General features: G+C 63.1%; 2 protein-coding genes. One reads left to right on the forward strand and one right to left on the reverse strand.

The annotated features are described in order from the left end of the window. Positions 1 to 266 precede the first annotated feature (266 nt). Positions 267 to 1,043 carry a sulfite exporter TauE/SafE family protein gene (locus AC0L17_RS34355; RefSeq protein ID WP_065010507.1) on the forward strand — a complete coding sequence of 259 codons (777 nt, stop codon included), beginning with the start codon at positions 267 to 269 and terminating at the stop codon, positions 1,041 to 1,043. A 250-nt stretch (positions 1,044 to 1,293) separates the two neighbouring features. Here the strand turns inward: AC0L17_RS34355 and AC0L17_RS34360 are convergent. Beyond that, positions 1,294 to 1,530: EAL domain-containing protein (locus AC0L17_RS34360; RefSeq protein ID WP_473518972.1), on the reverse strand; the 237-nt coding region annotated here is incomplete at its 5' end.

Below are 1,530 nucleotides of genomic sequence, written 5' to 3' on the forward strand. Positions count from 1 at the left end.
GTCGCCGGCCTGCTGGTCACCACCGAAGCCATGATCGCGGAGGCTCCGAAGAAGGAGTCGGCTGGCGGCGGCATGCCTGCCGGCATGCCCGGCGGCGGCATGGGTGGCATGGGCGGTATGGGCGGTATGGATTTCTAAAGTCCACGCACCTCAACAATCTCGATGGGCGGCAGCGATGCCGCCCTTTTCTCTGACGCGGAGCCAAGCCGGATGCCACATCCACAAGGCTACATACGGATACGGCGGCACGTTCACGGCGGACACCAATGACTGACTTCATTCTGTTCGCCATTGTCGGCTTCCTCGCCCAGGCGGTTGACGGCGCGTTAGGCATGGCCTATGGCGCGATCTCCTCCACCGTGCTGCTCTCCTTCGGTGTTCCGCCGGCGCAGGCTTCCGCCGCGGTACACGCGGCGGAAGTGTTCACCACTGCCGCTTCCGGCACGGCGCACCACTACCACCGCAATATCGACTGGAAGCTGTTCTGGCGGCTTGCTCCTTTCGGCATTCTCGGCGGCTGCCTCGGCGCCTTCGTGCTGACCTCGTTCGACGGCGACATGGTGAAGCCCTACGTCACGACCTATCTCGCTGTGATCGGGCTCTGGCTGTTCCTCCGGTCGTTCCGCAAGATCCCCAGCAATCCGGTTCCTACCCGTCTTGTGGCGCCGCTGGGCACTGTCGGCGGCTTCCTCGACGCTGCAGGTGGCGGCGGATGGGGCCCGATGGTCGTGACCGGATTGCTCGGCGCCGGCGCCCCGCCCCGCTACGTGATCGGCACTGTCAATGCGGCCGAGTTCCTGATCACGCTAGCGGTGTCCGTCACCTTCATCGTCGCGCTCGTCAGTGGGCACTGGCAGGAAGCGGGGGCGCTGTCGACACATGCAAGCTCGGTGCTGGGGCTGATCGTGGGCGGCATAGTCGCCGCTCCGCTTGCCGGATGGGTGCTCAAGGCGATTGCCGAGCGGACGCTTTTGCGGCTCGTCGGCTGCCTGATCATGCTGCTCGCTTTGTTCCAGACCGCCCAACAACTGGGATTCGTCTGACCTGAGCAAGCGGACTACCCTTCTAAGCCTTCGCTTTGCTTCCGGACATCATGATCGGCGTAACCGAAGTGAATCGCGGACTGGAGGCGACTTGCCACCCTGGAAAACCTAACCTGCGCCACGAACAGCGTATGGCACGCCAGTGATCAACGTGTTTCCCATTTCCGCCTCGCCCGGCCCATCGGTCCTTTTACGCTCTGCTCGATGCAGTGACTGCTCTGCTCGATGCAGTGACTGATGACGGCGGCGATCAACATTGCTTCGCGTGCTCTTTTAGTGTCACCTCGAGCGCCTGGCTTAGCGGCACCGCCTTGGAGAATAGGAAGCCCTGAGCCGTTCTGCAGCCAAGCTTGTACAGAATTTGCCGGTCCGCCTCTGTTTCGACGCCCTCGGCCATGACATCGATCCCCAGCGCCCGACCAAGATCGATCACCGTTTTGACAAGCAGCCGGTCCTCCCGAGACTTGGCCAAGCCGCGAATGAAGCC

This window comes from Mesorhizobium sp. WSM4829 (genome assembly GCF_055811475.1).